At 66.4% G+C, this 20,868-nt stretch carries 23 protein-coding genes and 1 tRNA gene; 12 read left to right on the forward strand and 12 right to left on the reverse strand.

The window, feature by feature from the left end; translation table 11 throughout:
• Window positions 1–6 precede the first annotated feature (6 nt).
• The gene (locus tag DF286_RS03560) at window positions 7–396 is read left to right on the forward strand and encodes a PaaI family thioesterase (RefSeq protein ID WP_109270187.1); all 390 of its coding nucleotides are present in this window, start codon (window positions 7–9) and stop codon (window positions 394–396) included.
• 118 nt (window positions 397–514) lie between these two features.
• On the opposite strand, the gene DF286_RS03565 is transcribed toward DF286_RS03560, so the two are convergent.
• Together DF286_RS03565 and DF286_RS03570 are read right to left on the reverse strand one after the other, a co-directional pair.
• A complete protein-coding gene (locus DF286_RS03565; RefSeq protein ID WP_109270188.1) occupies window positions 515–943 on the reverse strand; it encodes a hypothetical protein in 429 nt (142 codons plus the stop codon).
• Window positions 944–953: 10 nt separating this feature from the next.
• Window positions 954–1,814: a TIGR02587 family membrane protein gene (locus DF286_RS03570; RefSeq protein ID WP_207789994.1), complete on the reverse strand. Its 861-nt coding sequence runs from the start codon at window positions 1,812–1,814 to the stop codon at window positions 954–956.
• 89 nt (window positions 1,815–1,903) lie between these two features.
• Here DF286_RS03570 and DF286_RS03575 point away from each other — a divergent pair, with 89 nt between their 5' ends.
• Window positions 1,904–2,290, forward strand: coding sequence for a DUF6766 family protein (locus DF286_RS03575; RefSeq protein ID WP_109270190.1), 387 nt, complete (start codon window positions 1,904–1,906; stop codon window positions 2,288–2,290).
• Between the two features lie 143 nt (window positions 2,291–2,433).
• Here DF286_RS03575 and DF286_RS03580 read toward each other — a convergent pair whose 3' ends face one another.
• Both DF286_RS03580 and DF286_RS03585 read right to left on the reverse strand, forming a co-directional pair.
• On the reverse strand, window positions 2,434–3,549 hold the full coding sequence (locus DF286_RS03580; RefSeq protein ID WP_109270191.1) for an acyl-CoA dehydrogenase family protein: 1,116 nt from the start codon (window positions 3,547–3,549) through the stop codon (window positions 2,434–2,436).
• 101 nt (window positions 3,550–3,650) lie between these two features.
• Window positions 3,651–4,814 (reverse strand): acyl-CoA dehydrogenase family protein, encoded by a 1,164-nt coding sequence (locus DF286_RS03585; protein ID WP_109270192.1) that lies wholly within the window; start codon window positions 4,812–4,814, stop codon window positions 3,651–3,653.
• 227 nt (window positions 4,815–5,041) lie between these two features.
• Between DF286_RS03585 and DF286_RS03590 the strand changes: the two genes are divergently transcribed.
• On the forward strand, window positions 5,042–5,716 hold the full coding sequence (locus DF286_RS03590; RefSeq protein ID WP_109270193.1) for a hypothetical protein: 675 nt from the start codon (window positions 5,042–5,044) through the stop codon (window positions 5,714–5,716).
• Window positions 5,717–5,960: 244 nt separating this feature from the next.
• Here DF286_RS03590 and DF286_RS03595 read toward each other — a convergent pair whose 3' ends face one another.
• The gene (locus DF286_RS03595) at window positions 5,961–6,605 is read right to left on the reverse strand and encodes a glutathione S-transferase family protein (RefSeq protein ID WP_109270194.1); all 645 of its coding nucleotides are present in this window, start codon (window positions 6,603–6,605) and stop codon (window positions 5,961–5,963) included.
• Window positions 6,606–6,727: 122 nt separating this feature from the next.
• Here DF286_RS03595 and DF286_RS03600 point away from each other — a divergent pair, with 122 nt between their 5' ends.
• The 5 genes from DF286_RS03600 (at window position 6,728) to DF286_RS03620 (ending at window position 13,933) form a co-directional block, all read left to right on the forward strand.
• Complete coding sequence (locus DF286_RS03600; RefSeq protein WP_158274613.1) at window positions 6,728–8,860, forward strand: TonB-dependent receptor; 2,133 nt, start codon at window positions 6,728–6,730, stop codon at window positions 8,858–8,860.
• A gap of 119 nt (window positions 8,861–8,979) precedes the next feature.
• A complete protein-coding gene (locus tag DF286_RS03605; RefSeq protein WP_158274614.1) occupies window positions 8,980–9,996 on the forward strand; it encodes a PepSY-associated TM helix domain-containing protein in 1,017 nt (338 codons plus the stop codon).
• A gap of 112 nt (window positions 9,997–10,108) precedes the next feature.
• A complete protein-coding gene (locus DF286_RS03610; protein WP_109270197.1) occupies window positions 10,109–11,899 on the forward strand; it encodes a tetratricopeptide repeat protein in 1,791 nt (596 codons plus the stop codon).
• A 79-nt stretch (window positions 11,900–11,978) separates the two neighbouring features.
• Window positions 11,979–13,367, forward strand: a complete 1,389-nt coding sequence (locus DF286_RS03615; protein ID WP_109270198.1) for an MATE family efflux transporter — start codon at window positions 11,979–11,981, stop codon at window positions 13,365–13,367.
• A gap of 299 nt (window positions 13,368–13,666) precedes the next feature.
• Entirely contained in the window at window positions 13,667–13,933 is a 267-nt protein-coding gene (locus DF286_RS03620; RefSeq protein WP_109270199.1) for a hypothetical protein, read from the forward strand.
• A 43-nt stretch (window positions 13,934–13,976) separates the two neighbouring features.
• Here the strand turns inward: DF286_RS03620 and DF286_RS03625 are convergent, their stop codons facing one another.
• A complete protein-coding gene (locus tag DF286_RS03625; RefSeq protein WP_109271978.1) occupies window positions 13,977–14,519 on the reverse strand; it encodes a DUF6456 domain-containing protein in 543 nt (180 codons plus the stop codon).
• A 93-nt stretch (window positions 14,520–14,612) separates the two neighbouring features.
• Between DF286_RS03625 and DF286_RS03630 the strand changes: the two genes are divergently transcribed.
• Together DF286_RS03630 and msrB are read left to right on the forward strand one after the other, a co-directional pair.
• Entirely contained in the window at window positions 14,613–15,176 is a 564-nt protein-coding gene (locus DF286_RS03630; protein WP_109271980.1) for a helix-turn-helix domain-containing protein, read from the forward strand.
• A gap of 55 nt (window positions 15,177–15,231) precedes the next feature.
• Entirely contained in the window at window positions 15,232–15,702 is a 471-nt protein-coding gene (msrB, locus tag DF286_RS03635; protein ID WP_109270200.1) for a peptide-methionine (R)-S-oxide reductase MsrB, read from the forward strand.
• A 111-nt stretch (window positions 15,703–15,813) separates the two neighbouring features.
• Here msrB and DF286_RS03640 read toward each other — a convergent pair.
• Together DF286_RS03640 and DF286_RS03645 are read right to left on the reverse strand one after the other, a co-directional pair.
• Window positions 15,814–15,889, reverse strand: a tRNA-Val gene (locus DF286_RS03640).
• The gene (locus DF286_RS03645) at window positions 15,880–16,362 is read right to left on the reverse strand and encodes an Rrf2 family transcriptional regulator (protein WP_109270201.1); all 483 of its coding nucleotides are present in this window, start codon (window positions 16,360–16,362) and stop codon (window positions 15,880–15,882) included. Before DF286_RS03645 ends, DF286_RS03640 begins: the two co-directional genes overlap by 10 nt.
• 103 nt (window positions 16,363–16,465) lie before the next feature.
• Here DF286_RS03645 and DF286_RS03650 point away from each other — a divergent pair, with 103 nt between their 5' ends.
• Together DF286_RS03650 and DF286_RS03655 are read left to right on the forward strand one after the other, a co-directional pair.
• The gene (locus DF286_RS03650; protein WP_109270202.1) at window positions 16,466–16,873 is read left to right on the forward strand and encodes a group III truncated hemoglobin; all 408 of its coding nucleotides are present in this window, start codon (window positions 16,466–16,468) and stop codon (window positions 16,871–16,873) included.
• 17 nt (window positions 16,874–16,890) lie between these two features.
• Entirely contained in the window at window positions 16,891–17,142 is a 252-nt protein-coding gene (locus DF286_RS03655) for a hypothetical protein (RefSeq protein ID WP_109270203.1), read from the forward strand.
• A gap of 4 nt (window positions 17,143–17,146) precedes the next feature.
• Here DF286_RS03655 and DF286_RS03660 read toward each other — a convergent pair whose 3' ends face one another.
• The 4 genes from DF286_RS03660 to DF286_RS03675 form a co-directional block, all read right to left on the reverse strand.
• Window positions 17,147–18,070: a winged helix DNA-binding protein gene (locus DF286_RS03660; RefSeq protein WP_243444702.1), complete on the reverse strand. Its 924-nt coding sequence runs from the start codon at window positions 18,068–18,070 to the stop codon at window positions 17,147–17,149.
• Between the two features lie 198 nt (window positions 18,071–18,268).
• Complete coding sequence (locus DF286_RS03665) at window positions 18,269–18,976, reverse strand: aspartate/glutamate racemase family protein (RefSeq protein ID WP_109270204.1); 708 nt, start codon at window positions 18,974–18,976, stop codon at window positions 18,269–18,271.
• A gap of 97 nt (window positions 18,977–19,073) precedes the next feature.
• Window positions 19,074–20,486, reverse strand: coding sequence for an NAD(P)(+) transhydrogenase (Re/Si-specific) subunit beta (locus tag DF286_RS03670; RefSeq protein ID WP_109270205.1), 1,413 nt, complete (start codon window positions 20,484–20,486; stop codon window positions 19,074–19,076).
• Window positions 20,487–20,575: 89 nt separating this feature from the next.
• Window positions 20,576–20,863 (reverse strand): NAD(P) transhydrogenase subunit alpha part 2, encoded by a 288-nt coding sequence (locus DF286_RS03675; protein WP_109270206.1) that lies wholly within the window; start codon window positions 20,861–20,863, stop codon window positions 20,576–20,578.
• Between the last annotated feature and the right edge of the window lie 5 nt (window positions 20,864–20,868).

Below are 20,868 nucleotides of genomic sequence, written 5' to 3' on the forward strand. Positions count from 1 at the left end.
GCATGGGTGACCGATCCCCTTCCTCCCTATGCCCGGCTGCTCGGCCTCAGCACGCGGCGGGGCGACGACGACGAGCTCGTCTGGATCATGCCGTTCCGCGAAGAGGTGATCGGCCGTCCCGGCTATCTCCACGGTGGCGCCATCGCCGGCCTGCTCGAGTTCGCCGCGCTCGGCGCCCTCTATGAAGCGCTCGGCTCGCGCGAGGGGGTGACGGTGAAGCCGATCAACGTCACCGTCGATTTCATGCGCGGCGGCACCGACCATGAAACCTGCGCCTCCGCCGTCGTCACCCGCCTCGGCAAGCGCGTCGCCAATGTCGAGGCGCATGCCTGGCAGCAGGACCGTGCCAAGCCGATCGCGGCCGCGCACATGAACCTGCTGCTGCGCCGGAATTGATACTCGATTAATCGTCATTGCGAGCGCAGCGAAGCAATCCAGCCTGCCGCGAGGCTGGATTGCTTCGTCGCTTCGCTCCTCGCAATGACCGGCGTGCTCGGTATCGGAAAATCATGCTTTAGGGCTCGGAATAGCCCAGCACGCGAATCTCGAGGCGTCCGCGCCGGGGATCGTCGGTGAAGACCAGGCCTGCCCGCCGAACCGAGGCGCCCGGCACATAGTCGATGGTCGCGGTGCTCGTCGCCGTCGTGCCGTCGCTCTTGGTCAGCTCGCCTTCGACTTCCACCGCGGCCGCGGTCGATGGCGAGCGGTTGTCGAGCACGATCTCCGCGACATAGCCGGTGCCGGCGGGCACAATCCGCTCGATCCGCGCCTCGATGGCGGGCAGCCGGTCGCCACTGCCGACCCAGGCCTCCCAGGCCATCGCGCCCAGGATCGCCAAGGTCAGCACCAATCCGATGGCGGCTGCGATCCATTCCAGCGCCGGCGTGTCGGGATGAGCTCCGCCTCGCCTGCTCTTCCGTCCGGTCTTTCGGTCCTCGGCCACGATATTTCCTTCAAACGACCAGCCGCGCGATGGCTGCGCCGACGGACGCCGGAAATCCAAGCACCGCCGTCATCGTTGCGATCTGGCTTAAATTGACACCGTCGGTGCGGCCGAACGTCCACAGCACATAGAGGCTGACCAGCAGGGCGATGCCGTAGCCGGCGATCGTGTAGCCGAGGAAGCGGGCGCGGAACCCCTTCCCCTCCGGCGATTGCTCCTGGCCGGCGAAGCCTACGCCATAGACGAAGCCGTGGAGGAGAAGGATCGAGAAGAGCACGAGCGCCATGCCGTGCCAAGGCGACATCTTGAAGCCGATCAGGATCATCTCCTCGGTCGGCGCCATGTTGAAAGCGAGGAACAGCGCGCCCGCCGCCATCAGGAACAGCTCGCCGCCATAGCTCGCCTGCTCCAGCGCCTCCTGTTCCTCCTCTTCATCGTCGCGTTCTTCGGCGCCGCCGCTCAACTGCTTGCGCGCGATGATCGCACCGAAGCTCGCAGGCACGCTTTGCACTACGATCTTTCCGACGATCTCGGTCCACGGCATGTCGGTCGTGAGGATGCCGAAGATGAACAGGACCGCCGCCGAGGCGATCACGCCGACCGCGTAGGCGGCGAAGGCGTCGAGGATGTCGTCGAAGCTGCTTTCCGTCCGCTCGAAGCCGCCGAAGCGGGAGAGTCCGACCAGCATCAGCAGGTTGAGCACCAGGAAAAGGAGCAGCCGTTCCCGCTCGATGTAGAAGCCGAGGAACCACATCTCCATCGTCATCAGCATCGGCAGGCCAAAGATGATCGCGCCGCCGAACGCGCGAGCGAGTCCGACCGCATAATCGCGGTTAGCATCCTTGGCATCGACGCCGACCTGGCTGGCCATCAGGCTTTCCATTCTCGTTGCAGAGCCAGAACGGGGGTGGCCGGAACCGGTTCCTTTCGCTGCCGTTATCGACGCCGAGGAGGCTCACCATGTCGGCATGGAAGAAATATGCTTATCTCTGGATCACCCTGATCCTGTTCCTGGGTTCGCTCATCGGACACTGGCTGTTCGGCTGGTCGGCCTATGTCTCCGAACAGCAGGCGCACGGCGAACCGATCGAGTTCGCAGGCTATTTCACCGAAATGATGCGGGACACGCTGGAGAATTGGCAGTCGGAATTTCTGCAACTGATGTGGCAGGTCTGCGGCCTCGCCTTCTTCCTGTTCGTTGGCTCGCCCCAATCGAAGGAGGAGGACGACCGGCTGGAGGAAAAGCTCGACGAGATCTTGCGGGCGGTGAAGCCTGACGAAGCCGACAAGCTGATCCAGCAGATCGACAAGCGCTTCCCCGGCCGGGACGTGGGGCCGAAGTTCTAGCTGCCGTCATCCCGGCAAAAGCCGGGACCCAAGAACACTGCTGCATTCAGGAAGGCTCGGCCTTTCGTGCTACTTTCCCAGCCGAGGTGTTCTTGGATCCCGGCTTTCGCCGGGATGACGAGGACGACCCGGCTGGTTCAGCCTCAATAACCGTTCAGCCGCGCCACCTTGTCGGCGTGATAGCTCGCATCCCCGAACAGCTCGTTCAGCACGCGATCCCGCTTCATGTAGAGTCCGATGTCATATTCGTCGGTCATGCCGATGCCGCCATGCATCTGCACCCCCTCCTGCACCGCCAGCGCCGAGGCCTGCCCGGACTTGGCCTTGGCGACAGACACCATCATATCGGCCTCTTCGGCATCTTCGCTCAGCAACTGCTGCGCCTTCAGAGTGGCCGCGCGCGCGATCTCCAGTTCCGAATAGAGATGTGCGGCCCGATGCTGCAGCGCCTGGAACTCACCGATCAGCCGGCCGAACTGCTTGCGCTGCTTCAGATAATCGACGGTCATCGCCATCGCCTGCGATCCGACACCGACCAGCTCCGAGGCGGCGCCCGCCCGGCCGGCGTTCAGCACCCGCCGGAGCACGTCCCGGCCTCGCCCGACCTCGCCGATCACCGCGTCGGCATCGACCTCCACCCGATCGAACTCCAGCCGCGCGCCGATGCTGGCGTCGGCCAGCCGCACGCCCTCGATCTCCAGCCCCTTCGTCCCCTTCTCGACCGAGAACAATGTCAGCCCATCCGTCGTGTCGGCCGCAACGACGAAGACATCCGCCGAAGCGCCCTGAACGACGAACTGCTTGCGGCCGCTGAGACGAAAGCCGTTCCCCGACCGCTCGGCGGTCATGGCGATCGCTTCCGGCCGATGCTTGGACCCCTCGTCGACCGCCAGCGCCGCCACCGTCTCGCCGGCGAGAATGCCCGGATACCAGCGCTCGCCGTGTCTGGTGCCGCGTAGCGCCTCGACCACGGCGACCGCCGTGACCAGGAAAGGCGAAGGCGTCAGGTTGCGCCCGATCTCCTCCAGCACGATCCCGGCCTCGACATGGCCGAGCCCCAGCCCGCCATCGGCCTCGTCGATCAGGATGCCGGTGAAGCCCATCTCGCCGAACTGCTTCCACAAGGCATGGCCGAAGCCGTCCTTGCAGTTCATGTCGCGATATTTGCGATACTGTTTCGCGATCGACCCTTCAGCCGCCATGAACTCGCGCGCCGTATCACGGAGCATGGCCTGGTCATCGGTAAGGTAGAGCGGCAAGTGTCGATCCCTCCACGTCACCCCGGCGAAAGCCGGGGTCCATACTATTTTGTATCCATCCGCCGTCTGGATTCCGGCCTTGGCCGGAATGACGGGAAAAATCACGTCCCCGGCAGCTCCAATATGTGCTTGGCGACGATGCCGAGCTGGATTTCGCTGGTGCCGCCCTCGATCGAATTGGCCTTTGTGCGCAGCCACTCGCGCGGCGCCTTGCCACCCTTCGAGCGCTCGCTCTCCCATTCGAGCGCGCCCGAGCCGCCCGCGGCCATGATCAGCTCGTGCCGCGCCTTGTTGAGCTCGGTGCCGGCATATTTCATTATCGACGGCTGCGCGGGATGCGCCCGCCCCGCCTTCAACTCGTCGATGAATCGCTCCGACATCGCCCGGAACGCCATGGCGTCGACGTCGAAGCGGGCGACATCGGCGCGAAGGATCGGATCGTCCTTCAGCCGCTCCGCCAGCGCCGCGCCCAAGCTCTCGCCGGTGCCGCCGAGCCCCATGCCGCTGATCATCTCGCGCTCGTGACCGAGGAGATATTTGGCGACGTCCCACCCCTTGTTCACCTCGCCGACGACCTGATCCTTCGGCACCTTCACGTCGTCGAAGAAGGTTTCGCAAAAGGGCGAATTGCCGGAGATGAGCAGGATCGGCTTCGTCGAGACGCCGGGCGTCCGCATATCGAAGAGGATGAAGCTGATCCCCTTGTGCTTGGGCGCCTCGGGATCGGTGCGCACCAGGCAGAAGATCCAGTCCGCCTTGTCGGCATAGGAGGTCCAGACCTTTTGGCCGTTGACCAGCCAATGATCTCCCCTGTCCTCGCATTTGGTGGCGACGCTGGCGAGGTCGGAGCCGGCATTGGGCTCGGAATAGCCCTGGCACCAGCGTATCTCGCCGCGCGCGATCTCCGGCAGGAAGCGCTTCTTCTGCGCCTCGGTGCCATATTTGAGCAGCGCCGGTCCGAGCATCGAAATGCCGAAGCTCATCAGCGGATTGCGCGCGCCGGCCGCCGCCATCTCCTGGCGCAGGACCTTGGTTTCGGCGGGCGAGAGGCCGCCGCCGCCATACTCCCTGGGCCAGTCGGGCACGGTCCAGCCCCGCGCCGCCATCCGCTCCATCCAGGCTTTCTGCGCGTCGCTTTTAAACAGGGGATTGCGCCCGCCCCAGCAATAGTCGCTCTCGTCCCGCACCGGCTCGCGCATCTCGGCCGGGCAATTCGCCTCCAGCCAGGCGCGGGCTTCGCGGCGGAACGTTTCCAGGTCGGCCATGCGGCTGCTCTCCATTACGTAAGCGTCAAAGACAAAAGAATTAGGCGGAGGTCAACCATGCTGAGATCCCAAGGCGCGTGGGCCCAGGCCGGCCCACCCGCCGCCACCCAGTTCAGCAAGTTGATCGACGCCTTCCATTCCGGACGGGACCAGGGCTATGGAAAGGACTCGTTCAGGGCCGACGCTCTAGACCCGCAACTCTCTTCGCAGCGGGACATTGAAGCTTGATGACTGTCAACGCCACGATCCGATCCTTGCCTCTCGTCCTGCTTCTCGGCTTTTCGCTCGGAGCTCCGCTGGCGGCGCAATCGCGCGACGAGCCGCTCGGCGACATTTGGAAGTCCATCGAGGAAGCGACCCAGCCCGAGCCGCCGCCTCCGCCCGAGCCGGTCCCGCACAAGCCGGTGCCGCCCAGTGGTATCGGCACGACGCCGCTGCCCCCGTCGCGCATCGACACGCCGTTCGGTCCGCCGACGCCGCCGCCCGAGGAGGCGGAAGGCGTCAGCGAGACCGAAGCCATCATCGGCGACGTCGTCCTGGGCGAAGAGGAGGACGTCTTGGACGGAGAGAAGGAGGCCGTGGCGCCGCCCGAGCTCACCGAGGCCGAGCGCCAGGCGCAGTGGGAAGCGGCCGAGCGCGCGCGGCTCGAAGCCCTCGACCGGGCGAGGGCCGAACGCGAGGCTGCCCGTCAACGAGCGCTGGAAGCGGCGCAGGCCCAATATGAGCAGCGCCTCGCCGAACGCGAGGCCGCTATCGCCGAAGCCGAGGCCGCCTATCGGGCCGAGCTCGAGCGGACGCAACGGGAGGCCGAGCGCAACCATGCCATCTGGCTCGAGCGCGTTCGTGCCTGCCGGGCCGGCGATCGCGCCGCCTGCGCTCAACCGAACGACTATAACTACTAGGGTGCCGACGTCGGCGGAGAAACGTTTCGGGGCCGTTCGAGCGCTTGGCGCGGCGAGCGGCCAAGAAGGCCAGGCACATTAAGGGCCGCGGCTCGTTACCGACGCATGGAACTGAGAACTGTCGTAGCGTATCTGCTTATCCTCGTCCTTGTCGGTGCGACGATCGCCGTTCGTCTTTATTATGTCCGAGCGCGGCGGGCCCGGCGCTATCCTTCCTGGAAGGAATCGCCTCCGGCCACGGCCTCTACGCCGTCCGAGCCAGAAACGCCGTTTCGCGCTCCAACCAGCCGCTGAAGCTCGGCCGCGACAGAATATTGTCGACGAAAGCGGCGAGCTTCGGACGTTGCGTCGCATCGACATCGATGCCGAGGTGGCGGAAATTGGCGAAGGGGCTGGCAACCGAAATATCGGCGAGGGTCAGCCGGTCCTCGACCAGCCAGCCGCTGTCGGGGATGGTCCGTTCGAGATAATCGAGGATCGGCGGCAACTCCTCGCGCTCCGCGGTCTCCGCCTCATCCAGGTCGCCCGCCCGCCCGAGGAAGCGCGGCGCAACGATACGGTTGAAGAACATCTTGCTCCCGCAGCCGAAAAGGATGGTATCAGCAAATTCGTCGAACCAGATTGTACGGGCACGAGCCTTCGGCTCGGTCGGAACCAACTCCGGCTCGGGCTTGATTGCCTCAAGGTAGGTGACAATTGCAGTCGAGTCGGCGAGGGTGAAATCACCGTCGCGAAAGGCCGGGATCTTGCCGAACGGGCTGGCTTCGCGAAACTCGGCCTCGTCTGATCCGAGCCGGGTCGGCTTCAGCTCCAGCTCGATTCCCTTTTCTGCCCCGTAAACCAGCACCTTGCGGACGAACGGCGATAGTGACGATCCGTAGACGATCATAAACGGCCTCCCTGATCCGGTTTTCATATGCAACGCGAACGCTCCCGACAACCCTGTTGACAGCGCGATGGCAGTCCCTATGGGGGCTATTGAGAATGACTTGCAATCGCATGGGGGTTTCCTTGTCCCGTTTCCTGCTGTCCGCCGCCCTGATCGCCATCCTTCCCGCCGCTGCCCACGCTCAGGACACGGCCCAAAGGGGAGACGACGGCTCCATCATCGTCACCGCAATGCGTGCCGAGAAACCCCTGAACTCCATCCCCGCCTTGGTCACCGTCATCGACGAGGAGGAGATTGATCAGCAGCGGCTGATTGCCACCGACACCTCTTCGCTCCTCGCCAATCTGGTGCCGAGCTTCTCGCCCAGCCGGCAGAAGCTTTCCGGCTTCGGCGAATCCTTCCGCGGCCGCGACCCGCTCTATCTGATCGACGGCGTGCCCCAGTCGAACCCGCTCCGCAACGGGTCGCGCGACGGCTACACGATCGACCTCATCGCCGTCGAGCGGGTCGAGGTGATCAACGGCGCCAACGCCATCCAGGGGCTGGGGGCGACGGGCGGCATCGTCAATTTCGTCACTCGCAAGCCCGATCGGTCCGGTGAATGGACCGTCGGCATCGAGACCGCCGTCACCGCCGCTGATGATTTCAGCGACGACGGCTTCGAGCATCGTGCCGGCGTCTACGCCTCCAAGCGCTTCGGCGACTTCGATTTCCTAGGCTCGGCCAGCTATCACAAGCGGGGGCTTTTCTTCGACGGCCATGGCCGCGCCATCGCCGTTGACGCGACCCAGGGCGATCTCGCCGATTCCATGCAGACCAATTTCTTCGGCAAGTTCGGCTGGGAACCGACCGACGACCAGCGCCTTCAGTTCACCATCAACAAGTTCGATTTGGAGGGCGACGGCGACTGGTCGACCGATCCCGAATCCGGCGATCGCGCGGCCGGTATCCCGGTTACCTCGCAGCGCGGCGCCCCAGAGGGTGAGCCGCCGCTCAACGACGTGCTGACGATGTCGCTCGATTACACCCACCGCGCCTTCCTCGGCGGCACCTTCACCGGCCAGCTCTACCGGCAGGATTTCAAGTCGACATTCGGCGGCGACCGCTTCGCTATCTTCCAAGACCCGGCGATCGCGCCCGTCGGCACCCTGTTCGACCAGTCGCAGAACCGCTCCGAGAAGCTCGGCGCCCGCCTCACCCAGCGCTACACCGACATTGCCGGCTCCGGCGCGGACGTGATCGGCGGCATCGACTATCTCGAGGACACGACCAGCCAGGCGCTGATCCACACCGGCCGCTTCTGGGTGCCGGAGACAACCTATGAGAATATCGCGCCCTTCATCCAGCTTGACCTGCCGCTGACCGACCGGCTGACCCTCGCCGGCGGCCTTCGGTGGGAGAATGCGATCTTGAAGGTCGACGACTATAACAGCATCGCCGGCAACCGCCCCGATCTGGTCGAGACGCCGGTCATCGGCGGCAGCCCCAGCTTCGACGAGCTGCTCTTCAACGGCTCGGCCATCTACGAATTCCTCGATGGCGTCAGCGCCTATGCGAGCTATTCGCAGGGCTATACCGTGCCCGATGTCGGCCGTGTGCTGCGCGCCATCAAGGTGCCGAATACCAGTGTCGACGATCTCCTCACCCTGTCGCCCGTCATCGCCGACAATTACGAGGCCGGCCTTACCGTCAGCCAGGGTTTCCTGACCGCGCAGCTCGCCTATTTCATCTCCAAGTCGAACCAGGGATCGCGCCTCGTCGCCGATGCGGAGGGAATTTTCAGCGTGGTGCGCCAGAAGACCCGCGTCGAAGGCCTGGAGGCGACCTTGGAAGCGGCGCTCGGCTCCGGCTTCCGCGTCGGCGGCAACCTGTCGGTGCTGAAGGGCGAGGTCGATTCCGACAATGACGGCCGCCTCGATGCCGATCTCGACGCCATCAACATCGGCCCCAACCGCCTCAATCTTTACGCCGGCTGGTCGAACGACGCCCTCTCCTTCCGCCTGCAGTCGGCGACCTTGTTCGACCGCAACTTCGAGAATGCGGCGGGCCTCAACACCGCCAACTTCGAAGGCTATACGCTCTTCGACCTCCATGCCGGCTACCGCACCGATTTCGGGACCTTGAGCTTCGCCGTCCAGAATCTGGCCGACAAGCAGTATATCACCTATTTCGGGCAGGCCGGCTCCACTCTCGACGAGGACTTTTTCGCCGGCCGCGGCCGGACCTTCACGCTGGGCTACTCCACGGAGTTCTGATGACGAGCCTTCCCCGTCATTCCCGCGCAAGCGAGAGTCCAGCCCGAGGCCGCGCCAGTCGCCGACGCCGTCTGGATTTCCGCCTTGCCGGGAATGGCGGAACAAGGCGCAAATCGGCGGTGCGCCCGATCCTCCGCTGGGTCCACGCCACCTTCGGCCTGTTTGCCGCCGTCTATCTGCTGATGGCGGCGGCGACGGGCACGCTGCTTCTCTTCAAGCCCGAAATTCTGGCCCTCGCCCATTCGGAGCTCGGCCCCGTCCCGGCCGACACCGTCACCCAGGCTCAGCGCCTCGCCTCCAACCTGGAGCCCGGCAGCTTCACGTCGATCAGATTCCCGGATGAGACCCTGCGCGCTTTCACCGTCTATCTGCCGGACCATCGCACCACGCTCTACGACCCGAACAGCCTCGCTCCGCTCGAGGATAGTCTCGGGCTCGTTCGGGCCATGGACTGGCTGTTCGAGCTGCACCATTATCTGCTCGCCGGCGAAACAGGGAAGATCGTCTCCGGCGCCTTCGGCGTCGCCATCGCCGGGCTGGTGCTGATTGGCCTTTATCTCTGGTGGCCGTGGCGCCGCGGCTGGCGGTTTGCCAACGCCCGCGCCAACCGTCCGACCCGCGCCTCTCACCTCGCCGCCCACACGACGATCGGCATCATGATGGCGCCGGCCCTGTTCCTCGCCGCCTTCTCCGGCGCTGCCGTCGTCTTTCACAAACAGACTACCGCCGTCCTGACGGGCGCGTTCGGCGCGAAGGACCCGGCGATCGACGTGCCGGCGAAGCCCGGCACGCTTGCGACGCTGGTCGAGGCTCGCTTCCCCAGGGCCGTGCCGCGCCTCTACATACCGGCGGCGGAGCCGGACGGCACGGTAACGCTCCGCCTCCGCCAGCCTGAAGAGCGCCACCCGAACGGCCGTTCCACCCTCAGTTGGGATCCGGCCAGCGCTACCGCGACCGCCGCCACCAGCGAACCCGAAGCCGGTGCCGGCCCCCGTCTCTACAATCTCCTCTATCCGCTCCACATCGGAACCCTGGGCGGACTGCCGCTGCGTCTCTTCCTTTTCGTCAGCGCCATCCTCGCCCTGTTCGGCGCGTTCCACGCGCTCGGCAGCTGGTTTAGGAAACGCCGCCGCTGATCGCGGGGCGGTGCGGGGCCGAAGCGCTTCTGCTATACTGTGGACGGGCCGATCCCCCGCCGCGCAGCGGCCGGCCCGGGTTCCTCGCGTTGCCGTTCGTGGGAGATCGCGAATGACCGGCCTCGCCAAAAGCCTCGCCCTTGCCGCTGCCGGCGGCGCGCTGATCAGCATCACGCCCGGCGGTGGCCCCGATATGTCGGACGAAACCCTCGCCCGGCTCGATCCCTCGCGCCAGGCCGCGACCCTCTGCGGGAACAAGGGGCCGGGCGCTTCGACGCTTCGATCGCGCCTGATGCTCCTCGCCTCCAACGCCGCCTTCGCCGCCGTGCCGGAGGGAAGCGCGTCGATGCCGCTGCTCGAGGGCATGGGGAGAGTCCATTTTCCGATCACGACGTCCAAGCCGCTGGCACAGCGCTATTTCGATCAGGGGCTGACGCTCGCCTACGGCTTCAACCATGCCGCCGCCATCCGCTCCTTCCGCGAGGCGCAGCGGCTCGATCCCGGCTGCGCCATGTGCTGGTGGGGCGAGGCGCTGGCCCACGGGCCCAACATCAACGCGCCGATGGACGCGAGCAGCCTCGGTGAGACGATGGCCGCCCTGCAACGGGCCCAAACCCTGGCCGGCCGCGCCCAGCCGGCGGAGCGCGCCTTGATCGCCGCGCTCGCCACCCGCTACTCGGCCGATCCCGAGGCCGACCGCCCGGCGCTCGATATGCTCTACGCCAACGCCATGCTGGACGCGGCCAAGCGCTATCCCGAGGACGACCAGATCGCCCTCCTCGCCGCCGAGGCAGCGATGGACACGCGGCCCTGGGATTATTGGGAAGCGGACGGGCGGACGCCCAAGGGCCGCATCGGCGAGGCGATCGCGCTGGTCGACCGCGTCCTCGCCCACAGTCCCGACCACCCCCAGGCGGCGCACCTTCAGATCCATCTGATGGAAGCGTCGATAAATCCGAAGCGCGCCGAGGCCGCCGCCGACCGGCTGGCCGCGCCGCTGGTCCCGGCCGCCGGGCATCTCGTCCACATGCCGGCGCACATCTATTACCGGCTCGGCCGCTGGCAGGATTCGATCAAGGCCAATGTCGCCGCCGCCCGCGCCGACGAAGCCTTCTTCCGAAGCGGCGGCGGGTCCGGCCTCTATCGCTACGGCTACTACCCCCATAATGTGCATTTCATCGTCACCTCGGCCCAGATGGCCGGCGACATGGGCACAGCCATCCGGGAAGCCCGCCGCCTGAGCTCGATCCTCGATGCCGAGCTCGCCTCCAAGGTGGCCTGGGTCCAGCCGATCACGGCGGCGCCCTATTTGGCCTATGCCCAGTTCGCCCCGCCTCGCGCGGTGCTCGCCCTGGGCGAGGCCGACAAGCGCCTCCCCTATGTCGCCGCCATGCGCCGTTATGCCCGCGCCACCGCCTACGCCCGCGAGCGCGACCGGCGCGGCTTCGGGGCCGAACTGGCGGCACTGCGAGCCATCCGCGACGGCCAGGACTTCCAGCCGATGATGGACCAGGGCGTTCCGGCGAGAGACCTGCTGAACCTCGCCGACGCCGCCGCGCAGGCACGCTTCGCCTACGCCTCCGGCCGCTATGACGAGGCGATCCGTCTCTATCAGCAGGCCGCGGCGATCGAGGACCAACTGCCCTATATGGAGCCGCCCTTCTGGTATTATCCGGTCCATCAGTCGCTCGGCGCAGCCCTCTACCGCGCCGGCCGCTACGACGAAGCGCGCAATGCCTTCATGAAGGCGCTCGCCGAGGCACCCAATAATGGCTGGGCCCTCTACGGCCTCGCCGCCACCGAGCGCGCCCAGGGTCGCCCGACCCAGGCCGCCGCCGCCGACGCTGCGCTGGAGCGCGCCTGGCTCGGCGACCGCCGCTGGCTGACGATGGATAGGCTGTAGCACCTGCGTCGGCGGTCCACCGCAAGGCGAAAGCCCGAGAACGCTTTCACCTGAGCCCGCCCGGCCCTAAAGCGCGCCGATGCTCAGGGGCACCTCCATATCGGAAATCGGACTCTGGCGCCGCGAGGTGCGCGCGACCTTGCTGCTCGCCTATCCGCTCATCCTCACAAACCTCGCCCAGGCTACGATCCATGCGACCGACGTCGTGTTGCTCGGCTGGGTCGGGCCGCGCGCGCTCGCCGCCGGCGCCTTGGGCGTCAACCTCTTCAACGCCTGCCTGATCTTCGGCACCGGCCTCGTCACCGCTTCCGCGCCGATGATGGCGCGCGAGCTCGGCCGCTTCCGCCACTCCGTGCGCGATGTCCGCCGCACCGTGCGACAGGCGATGTGGGCGGCCGTCGCCGTCGCCATCCCCTGCTGGATGTTCCTCTGGCAGGCCGCGTCCATCCTCCTCTTCCTCGGCCAGGAGCCGGACCTCGCGGCCGAGGCGGCACTTTTCGTCCGCGCCGTCATGTGGGGCCTTCTCCCCTATTTCTTCTACCTCATCCTGCGCTCCTTCATCTCGGCGCTGGAAAAGCCGATTTGGTCTTTAATCGTCGGCGGCGTGGCGGTGATCTTCAACGCCGGGCTCAACTATTGCCTGATCTTCGGGGCGTTCGGATTTCCGGCGCTCGGCCTGCTCGGCGCCGGCATCGGCAGCGCACTTTCCAACCTGCTGATGTTCGTGGGCCTGGCGGTCGTCGTAGTCCGGCACAGAAGCTTCCGTCGCTATCGCCTGTTCGGGCGCTTCTGGCGCGCCGATTGGGAGCGCTTCCGGGAGATTTGGCGCCTCGGCCTCCCGATCGCCGTCACCCTCTTCATGGAGGTCAGCATCTTCAACGCGGCGGTCTTCCTGATGGGCCTCATCTCGACTGCGGCGCTTGCCGCCCATGCCATCGCGATCCAGATCGCCGCCCTCTCCTTCATGGTGCCGCTCGGCCTGGCCCAGGCGGTCACCGTCCGCGTCGGCCTCGCCGCCGGCCGCCGCGACCCCGCCGGCATCGCCCGCGCCGGCTGGACCAGCTTCGCGCTGGGTGAGGGCTTCATGGCGCTGATGGCGCTGCTCATGCTCACCGCCCCCTATCTCCTGGTCCACGGCTTCCTCGACGAGACCGACCCACGCAATGCGGAGGTGATCACCCTCGCCGTCTCCTTCCTCGCCGTCGCCGCGCTGTTCCAGATCGTCGACGGTGCCCAGGCGGTCGGCGCCGGCATGCTGCGCGGCCTTCACGATACGACCGTGCCGATGATCTATGCGGCGCTCGGCTACTGGGTGATCGGCCTGGGAAGCGGCGTCGCGCTCGCCTTCGGCCTGGGCTGGGGCGGGATCGGCATCTGGACCGGCTTGGCGCTCGGCCTCGCCGTCGTCGCCGTGCTGATGGTGACGCGCTGGATGCGGAGAGACGCGCTGGGGCTCACTTCCCGCTAGGCCCTGTTTCTAGACGTCCAGCACCGCCACGGAGCCAAGCCCCTCCCGCCGTAACGCTTCGTCGCGCCGATCGAATCCTTGGTCGCCCTTCTATCCGCCCCGCCGACCGGCCCGCCGGCTTCGTCGAAAGACACAGGCGGGCGGCTGCTGCCTGGATGAAGGTCATGACCGATCGAAAGGAGGAGGCGCAGCAAGCTGTGGCCGGAACGCCACAAGGAGATGGCTCAACTCAACGATGAAATCTAACGCTTCGTCGCACCTGCTCGATGTGATATACAAGGACCAGGAGGAAAAAAAACATGTTCGGCTCGATCATTCATCGGCAGGGGGAACAGGCATTCGCACATGATCCGGCGCTGCGCGGCTATCACGCCGTCTACCGCGCGGGAGAGATCAACTACTGCCCCGGCTGCGGCCGTTCGCACTGGATCATCGGACGCTTCTCGGCCGAGTGCGGCTTCTGCGCGACCGCGCTGGCGCTGACCGATACCGGCCTGATGGGCGCCGGCCTCCATAACCATGGTCACCGGGTAAGTCCCTCCTGGCCGGAGCAGAATGCGGCGTAAAGGGGACCTCGCCAGGCAACACAGCTGACGGCGTTTCCGCCGCCTAAACCTCCATTGGCGAGTTAGGGTGTCCGCCGCGACCGGCGGTGGGCGGCATCCGGTAGAAGTCGGCCAGCCGGTCGAGGGCCAGACCCAGCACCAGCTTGCCGGCGCGGGCGGGCCAGCCGAGTGCCCGTTCCGCCTCGCGCATGCCTTCACCCGCGCACACCGTTCGCCACAGCATGTCGCTCAGCCCCGGACCGACGGCGCCGACAGCCGCTTCGAAACGCCGCTTCGCTTCGATCTGCGCCATCGTCGGGTCGTATCCGCCCGGCGCGCCGCGCGCCGTCTTGTCGAGTGGCGCCGCGTCCCATTTCATCGTGATGCCGGGGGCGAGCCGCGCCCGCTCCCAATCCGCCCGCAGTCTTTCCCCAGCCTCGAATTGCCGCGCGTCCACATGGCCGCGCGCGCGCAGCCAACCCAGCGGGGACTCGGCTGCATTGACGGTCACCGATCGCGCCGGCGGCCCGTTCCCGCGGCCACGCGCCTCGCCTTCCTGAGGCAGAGCCCGCTCCACCAAAAGCCGGTTCGCTTTCAACCCCGCCATCGCCCTCTCCTTCGACTCGCTGAAGGAAGCACTTGCCATTTCGGCTTGCGTGTAGGAAAGATAAATAACCATTGGGGTTCATGAGGGGCAATGATGATCACCCGTATTCGTGAGGTTCGCCGCGCCAAGAAGATGACACTGCAGGACGTCGCCGACCGCTGCGACCCGCCGACCACGCCGCAGACGATCGGCCGCCTGGAAACCGGCACGCGGACTGTCTCGGTGGGCTGGCTGAACCGCATCGCCCGCGCGCTGGGCGTGGAAGCCGCCGACCTGGTGAAGCTTCCCGATCGCGAAGACATACCGGTCGCCGCCATATTGGAGCATGACGGCGCGCATGCCCCCCGCCGGGAGGGCGTTGTGATTCCGCCGCAAACCGAAGCCGGGCTCGTCGCCATGACGGTCGCGGCGGGCGTCGGCGACTATCGCGGCGGCGATGAAATCTGGCTGTCGCGCCTTGCCCCCGATCGGTTCGGACAGGCGCTCAACAAGGACGTGCTCATCCCCCGCCCGGCCGGCCGCTATCTATTCGGACGGCTGATCGGGCGCGACGACGGCAAGCTCCACGTCTTGCCGCTGGGTTCCGGCCACCGCCAGCTCGTCGTCACCGATCCACCCTGGGCCGCCGTGGCCGTGAAGCTGATCCGGTCGTTCTGACCGGAACCGGCCAGGTACCGGCCCGTTCTCGAATCACATTGGAAAGGATCCAACCATGAAGAGCGCGAGCGGCTACGACATCGCTCCCATCGATGAGGCGGAGCGCGATGAGCTCGCCCAGGGCCTCACGCACGAGGAGCGCGAGATCATCCTCCACCAGGGAACGGAACGCGCCTTCTGCGGCACGCTGCTCAACAACAAGCAAGGCGGCCTCTATGCCTGCCGCCTCTGCGGCCTGCCGCTGTTCCGATCGGGCAGCAAGTTCGAATCCGGGACCGGCTGGCCGAGCTTCACCGAGCCCTTCGATCCCGATCATATCCGCGAGCTGCGCGATACCAGCCACGGCATGATCCGAACCGAAGTGCGATGCACGCGGTGCGACGCGCATCTGGGGCATGTCTTCCCGGACGGTCCGCCGCCCACCTATCAGCGCTATTGCCTCAATTCCGTCTCGCTGGAATTCGTGGCCGACGGCGAGCCGCTTCCCCGGCGCCTGGACCGGGATCCGGTTTACGCCGGAAACTAGCGGCCCTTGTTCGTCTTCTTTTCCAATCGCCTGGGCTGCCTCGCCTCGCTCGCCCTGTCGGCGATCGGAACGCTGGTGCTGCTGGCGCTGCTCGGCTGGATCTGACGCGGCTGGTGGGCGCTGACGGGCTCGAACCGCCGACCCTCTCGGTGTAAACGAGATGCTCTACCAACTGAGCTAAGCGCCCGCGCCCTCGCGCAGCGCCCGCGCACTGCCACTTGACGCGCCGGAGGGCAAGCCCTGGATCTCGGCGAGCATCGCCCTGATTTCGGCCGGCTGCTCCACCAGGTCCGCCAGCGTGTAGCGGTCGAGGACGCCGACGAAGGCCGCGAGCGCCTCCCCCAGCATGCCTGGCAGGCGGCACGCGCCGGTGATGCGGCAAGGACCGCAGTCGATCAGATCGAAACCGTCCTCGGCGTGACGCACGACGTCGCCAACGCGGATTTTCGCGGCGGGCCGGGCCAGTCGAACGCCGCCGGATCGTCCGCGAGCGCTTTCGAGGAAACCCGCCCTGCCGAGACCGTGGACGACCTTGACGAGATGATTGCGCGACACGCCATAGGCCTTGGCGATCTCCGAGACTGAGCACAGGCGGTCCGCATGGGTGCCCGCGTAGATGAGGACGCGAAGCGCATAGTCGGTATGGAGCGTCAGTCGCATCTCTCATCCCTCGATCGACGCGATCCGATCCGAATAATCATATATCGCGTTTACATCTTTTAGCCGGCCCCCTATCTGTTGACTATAGATGGATGCGCGTTCGATGACTTCCCCGATCCCGGGGCCGTTCGGCCTCGACGAAGGCCGGCTCGCCGAGCTGGTCGACACCTTCTATGCGCGCGTTCGGCGCGACGATCAGATCGGCCCGCTCTTCAACGCCGCGGTCGAGGATTGGGATGAGCATCTCGATCGGCTGACCCGCTTCTGGTCGGCTGTGATGCTGACCAGCGGCCGCTACAAAGGCAGCCCGATGACGGCCCATCGCCGGCACGTCGCAGCGATCACCCCGGCCATGTTCGACCGGTGGCTCGCGATCTGGAGCGAGGTGACGGAGGAGCTTATGCCCGCTCCGGCCGCCGCGGCGCTGCAGGCCAAGGCCGCCAACATCGCCGAGAGCCTGAAGCTCGGCCTCTTTTTCCGCCTGCCGCCCGGGGCGACGGCCACTGCCTGACTTGCGAGGAAAAGCGCGTGACTCCTAACCTTCAACCGCACACCGATCCTGCCGCCTCCTTCCGCCGCCTGATGCTATGGACCGGGGTCGCGGCCTTCCTCGCGATCGTCGGCGCCCTCGTCTATCTGGCACTGACCGGGGTGGCGATGCCTTGGCACATGATCATCGCGACGGTGCTCGGCGTCGGCTTTACGGTGCTGCTCGGCGGCGGCCTGATGGCGCTCGTCTTCCTCAGCGCCAACAGCGGGCGCGACGACGAAGTCCGATAGCGGGCTAGACCGGAAGCGGCGAGATTCGCAGCGCCGCCTTGAGATAGGCCTCCATCGCTGCGGCCGCCTCGTCCGACAGGCCGATGAAGACGCGGCGGCCGTCCTCAGGATCGGCCGAGCGCTCGAACAGCCCGTGCTCGCAAAGGCCCTTGATCCAGCGAAGCGCCGTCGTCGGCGGCACCGCCGCAGCGATGCACAGGCTGGAGACCGCCACCCGTTCCTGCGCAAGCCGCGCCGCGAACAGATCGAGCAGCATGTCCCAGGCGGGATCGGCGAACAGGTCTGAATGGAAATATTGATCGCGCAACCGCCGCGCCCGGATGATCGCGCGGATCCGGTCGACCGTGATCTCCTCCTCCCCTTCCGCCGTCGTGGAGCGCACGAGCATCTCGGCCGCCGCCGCTTGCTCGGACAGGCTGGCGAGACGGTCGGCGATGCGGCCGACCTCTTCGCTGAGGCGCTGAAGGCCCAGGCCCTGCGCCCGCCGCACATCGTGGAGACGCGGCGGCCGCGGCGCCGTTGCCGCCGCGATCGCCGCCACGCGCTCCGGTTCGCTAGGGTCGCACAGATGGTGGACGGCCGCATGCGAGGCCCTTGTCGCGATCGGATCGATCAGTTCGACGGGCGCGGAGATGACGCTCCCAAACCGCTCGGCTCGCGCCGCCGCTTCGAGCCTCTCCAGCAACCGATCGAGCGTCGCACCATGATCCCGCTCCACATCCAGGAAAACGGCGTCGAGGGCCGCCTGCCGCTCGAGGCGCTCCAAGGCCTGGTCGACAGGGGTCACGGCGGCCACGCGGCAGCCGGCCCGCTCCGCCGATCGACGCGCCCGCTCGCCCGCCGCGTCGCTGTCGGCGAGGACGAGCAGCGCCGGCATATCCCGATATTCGATCATCTCCAGCGCATCATGCGCGATGTTCGGCGGCATGACCATCACCCTCGTTCCGCCTCCGATCTATAGCCGATGCGGAGGAGCTGGTGGGCCGAACTCCTCCATATCGGTGCGGTCTGTCCGCCTATCCCACTGATGAGATTGAAAGTGGGGCACAGGCCCGGCGGCCGGCCGGCCAACAATCAGGTCCGTTTCGGAGTCAATTACCTCCGCCGTGGCTGTGCTCGCCGGTCTTCAGGCCGCACCGCCCTCGCCCGCCAATATCCAGTCGACCGCCGCCTGGCTGTGGAGCGCGGTCGTGTCGTAGACGGGCAGCACGTTGGCCTTGGGATCGACCAGCATCACCAACTCGGTGCAACCCAGTATCACGCCCTGCTGATGGGCCTGGCTCATGATGGTGAGACAGGTCTTCAAAGTCCGCTGCGAGATCCGGCTGACGACGCCGCGGGTCAGCTCCTCGAAGATGATTCGGTCGATCTCGCGTGCCGTCCCCGCGTCCGGGACGGAAACGGCGATGCCGTGCGCCTCGATCCGCTCGCGGTAGAAAGGCTCGGACATGGTGAAGCGGGTGCCGATGAGGCCTGCCCGCTTCACACCGTCGGCCAACAGCTTTTGAGCCGTCACGTCTCCGATGTGGAGGATCGGGACCTCGACCTCCGCCTCGATCCGGTCGTGCACCTTGTGCATCGTGTTGCTGGCGATGATCAGCCCCTCTGCGCCCGCACCCTCCAGGCGTTTGGCCGAGGCAGCCATCATGTCGCCGAGCGCATCCCACTCGCCCGCGCTCTGAAGCGCCGCGATGGGCGCGAAGTCGTGATTCTCGATCAGCAGCGGCGCCGAGGCGAGCCCGCCAACCCGCCGGCTCACGCCCTTATTGATCGCGTCATAATAAAGCGCGGTCGAGACCCAGCTCATGCCGCCAATGATACCCAGCTTGCGCACCTGCACTCCCGCGCCGGACGCAACCCTCGCGGCGCCCGACCTACTCGAAATAGACTTTTGCTAGCCCCGCGGCCGCTGCCGAGGGGATGAGTCGCTCCTAGCCGAGCGACTTCACTATGTCTTCCACCATCTTCTTGGCGTCGGCCAAAAGCATCATGGTGTTGTCGCGAAAGAACAGTTCGTTCTCCACCCCGGCATAGCCGGCGCCGCCCATCGAGCGTTTGACGAAGAGCACCGTCTTCGCCTTCTCCACGTCGAGCACGGGCATGCCGTAGATGGGAGAGGATTTGTCGGTCTTGGCGGAGGGGTTGGTAACGTCGTTGGCGCCGATCACGAAGGCGACGTCGGAGCGGGCGAACTCCGAATTGATGTCCTCCAGCTCGAACACCTCGTCATAGGGCACGCTCGCCTCGGCGAGCAGCACGTTCATATGTCCCGGCATGCGGCCGGCGACGGGATGGATGGCGTATTTTACCGTCACCCCCTCCTCCTTCAGCATGTCCGCCATCTCGCGAAGGGCATGCTGGGCCTGCGCCACCGCCATGCCGTAGCCGGGGACGATGATGACCTGCTCGGCCTGCTTCATCAGGAAAGCGGCGTCCTCGGCCGAGCCCCGCTTCCAAGGCCGGTCGCTGGCTCCTGCCGGGCCCGCGATCGCCGTCTCGCCGCCGAAGCCGCCCGAGATCACGGAAATGAAGCTTCGGTTCATCGCCCGGCACATGATGTAGGAGAGGATCGCGCCCGAGCTGCCGACAAGGGCGCCGGTGATGATCATCGCCGTGTTCTGCAGGGTGAAGCCCATCGCCGCCGCCGCCCAGCCCGAATAGCTGTTCAGCATCGAGACCACGACCGGCATGTCGGCGCCGCCGATCGGGATGATCAGCAGGAAGCCGATGAGGAAGCTCAGCGCCGTCACCGTCCAGAACACCCAGGCCGACTGGTCGGTGGTGAAATAGCCGATGAGGCCGAGGATGACGGCAAGCGTTCCGAGATTGATCACATGCCGCAGCGGCAGGATGATCGGCTTGCCCGACATGTTGCCGTTCAATTTGAGGAAGGCGATCACCGAGCCGGAGAAGGTGATCGCGCCGATCGCGACGCCGAGGCCCATCTCGACGCGGCTGACATCCAATATTTCGCCGTCCGGCCCGAGGATGCCGAAGGCGTCGGGGTTGAGGAAGGCCGCCGCTCCGACCAGCACCGCGGCCATGCCGACTAGGCTGTGAAACGCCGCCACCAGCTGCGGCATCGCCGTCATCGCGATGCGCCTGGCGATGATGAAGCCGATCGCCCCGCCGATCGCGATGGCGATCAGGATTTCGACCAGGCTGCCGATCTCGTGCGTGACGAGCGTGGTGACGACGGCGATCGCCATGCCGATCATGCCGAACCGGTTGCCCCGCCGGCTGCTCTCGGGCGAGGACAGGCCCCTCAGCGCGAGGATGAAGCAGACGCCGGCGATCAGATAGGCAAGCGGCACCCAGACCGGAACGTCGGCAACTTCATGCATCGGTTATTCCCCCGTCACCCGAGCGAAGGCTGGGGTCCATGCTGACTCACTATGGATGCCAGCCTGCGCTGGCATGACGTGAAGAAAGCTCACCCCTTGCGCTCCTTCTTCTTGTACATGGCCAGCATCCGCTCGGTGACCGCGAAGCCGCCGAAGATGTTGACGCTCGCCAGCGCCACGGCGACGAGCCCGATCCACTTCGCCTGCGGCACTCCCGCCGTCGCCGCCGCGATCAGCGCGCCGACGATGATCACGGAGGAGATCGCGTTGGTGACGGCCATCAGCGGCGTATGCAGCGCCGGCGTCACCGACCAGACGACATAGTAGCCGACGAAGCAGGCCAGCACGAAGATCGACAGGATCGAAATGAAGTCCATTCGCT

Origin of the sequence: Sphingosinicella humi (genome assembly GCF_003129465.1) — a bacterium.
GTDB classification, from domain to species: Bacteria; Pseudomonadota; Alphaproteobacteria; order Sphingomonadales; family Sphingomonadaceae; genus Allosphingosinicella; species Allosphingosinicella humi.

Excerpts from the sequence above, each read along its gene's own strand:
- DF286_RS03570 (WP_207789994.1), bottom strand. The coding sequence starts at position 1,814 with ATGGCCAGCCAGGTCGGCGTCGATGCCAAGGATGCTAACCGCGATTAT.
- DF286_RS03575 (WP_109270190.1), top strand. The coding sequence starts at position 1,904 with ATGTCGGCATGGAAGAAATATGCTTATCTCTGGATCACCCTGATCCTG.
- DF286_RS03585 (WP_109270192.1), bottom strand. The coding sequence starts at position 4,814 with ATGGCCGACCTGGAAACGTTCCGCCGCGAAGCCCGCGCCTGGCTGGAG.
- DF286_RS03590 (WP_109270193.1), top strand. The coding sequence starts at position 5,042 with ATGACTGTCAACGCCACGATCCGATCCTTGCCTCTCGTCCTGCTTCTC.
- DF286_RS03595 (WP_109270194.1), bottom strand. The coding sequence starts at position 6,605 with ATGATCGTCTACGGATCGTCACTATCGCCGTTCGTCCGCAAGGTGCTG.
- DF286_RS03610 (WP_109270197.1), top strand. The coding sequence starts at position 10,109 with ATGACCGGCCTCGCCAAAAGCCTCGCCCTTGCCGCTGCCGGCGGCGCG.
- DF286_RS03615 (WP_109270198.1), top strand. The coding sequence starts at position 11,979 with ATGCTCAGGGGCACCTCCATATCGGAAATCGGACTCTGGCGCCGCGAG.
- DF286_RS03620 (WP_109270199.1), top strand. The coding sequence starts at position 13,667 with ATGTTCGGCTCGATCATTCATCGGCAGGGGGAACAGGCATTCGCACAT.
- DF286_RS03625 (WP_109271978.1), bottom strand. The coding sequence starts at position 14,519 with ATGGCGGGGTTGAAAGCGAACCGGCTTTTGGTGGAGCGGGCTCTGCCT.
- DF286_RS03630 (WP_109271980.1), top strand. The coding sequence starts at position 14,613 with ATGATCACCCGTATTCGTGAGGTTCGCCGCGCCAAGAAGATGACACTG.
- msrB (WP_109270200.1), top strand. The coding sequence starts at position 15,232 with ATGAAGAGCGCGAGCGGCTACGACATCGCTCCCATCGATGAGGCGGAG.
- DF286_RS03645 (WP_109270201.1), bottom strand. The coding sequence starts at position 16,362 with ATGCGACTGACGCTCCATACCGACTATGCGCTTCGCGTCCTCATCTAC.
- DF286_RS03650 (WP_109270202.1), top strand. The coding sequence starts at position 16,466 with ATGACTTCCCCGATCCCGGGGCCGTTCGGCCTCGACGAAGGCCGGCTC.
- DF286_RS03660 (WP_243444702.1), bottom strand. The coding sequence starts at position 18,070 with ATGCCGCCGAACATCGCGCATGATGCGCTGGAGATGATCGAATATCGG.
- DF286_RS03670 (WP_109270205.1), bottom strand. The coding sequence starts at position 20,486 with ATGCATGAAGTTGCCGACGTTCCGGTCTGGGTGCCGCTTGCCTATCTG.
- DF286_RS03675 (WP_109270206.1), bottom strand. The coding sequence starts at position 20,863 with ATGGACTTCATTTCGATCCTGTCGATCTTCGTGCTGGCCTGCTTCGTC.